Origin of the sequence: Bartonella sp. AP57NXGY, from assembly GCF_042195805.1 — a bacterium.
Lineage (GTDB): Bacteria > Pseudomonadota > Alphaproteobacteria > Rhizobiales > Rhizobiaceae > Bartonella.
This window is the reverse complement of record NZ_JBHIOZ010000623.1, coordinates 1-592: the sequence shown is the minus strand read 5'-3', so window position 1 is coordinate 592 and position 592 is coordinate 1. Positions and strand designations below refer to the sequence as shown.

General features: G+C 32.1%; 1 tRNA gene. It reads right to left on the bottom strand.

Annotated features, from left to right (window positions below):
- Nucleotides 1-480: 480 nt before the first annotated feature.
- Nucleotides 481-557: transfer RNA gene (locus tag ACFIL8_RS12350), tRNA-Arg, on the bottom strand.
- Nucleotides 558-592 lie beyond the last annotated feature (35 nt).

Here is a 592-nt window from a genome sequence, read left to right as displayed (position 1 = left end):
GTTCTAAATCGAATCCATCATGCCTTGTATCTAATCAAAATCGATCTTACCAAAGATCATGCTAAAAAACGTAATAATATTATTCATAAAAAATAAAAAAATCACAATAGATGTTTTTTGGCAATTTCACCAGCACTAGCAGCAATGCTTAAATCTAATCTAAGAAATAAAATATTCATTTTCAGAAAGATGAAAAGAAGCTCATAAAAAAGAGTTTTTGTAATCTGTTTCCTAAAGCATGTGATATAGTAGCAACACGCGGCAAGAATATGCAATGCTAAAGTTTCAGCAATCAAAAGCAATTTTTACTGAAAAAAGAGAAAACAGCATCATTTTATACTAAAACAGTCAACAGAAAACGTGTAGCAGCAAAATAAACCAAAAAACATCAAAAAGGTTCGGGATTATACAGAAAAATAAGCTAATAGAATAAAAGGAAAACTCTCTAACTTTTTATAGCCTATAAATATCATTTAAACATGGTGATCCCGACAGGATTCGAACCTGTGACCCACGGCTTAGAAGGCCGTTGCTCTATCCAGCTGAGCTACGGGACCCAACTGATTATTTTCTCAATTCAAAATAGCATCTT